Annotated in this window: 1 protein-coding gene; it reads left to right on the forward strand. The window is 58.1% G+C overall.

All coding sequences use genetic code 11. The features are described 5' to 3' along the window. Positions 1-227 (forward strand): EF-Tu/IF-2/RF-3 family GTPase (locus tag Q0932_RS20510; RefSeq protein ID WP_366141448.1); only part of this gene is annotated, 227 nt, incomplete at both ends.

The following is a 227-nucleotide window of genomic DNA, read 5'->3' on the forward strand; positions in this document are numbered from 1 at the left end:
CAGACCACCACCTGTACCGGTGTTGAAATGTTCCGCAAGCTGCTGGATCGCGGTGAAGCTGGCGACAACATCGGCGCATTGCTGCGTGGTATCGACCGTGAAGCGGTTGAGCGTGGTCAGGTTCTCTGCGCGCCGGGTTCTGTGAACCCACACACCAAGTTCGAAGCCGAAGCCTATATCCTGACCAAGGATGAAGGTGGCCGTCACACGCCGTTCTTCGCGAACTA

Origin of the sequence: uncultured Shimia sp. (assembly GCF_947498095.1) — a bacterium.
Lineage (GTDB): Bacteria > Pseudomonadota > Alphaproteobacteria > Rhodobacterales > Rhodobacteraceae > Shimia.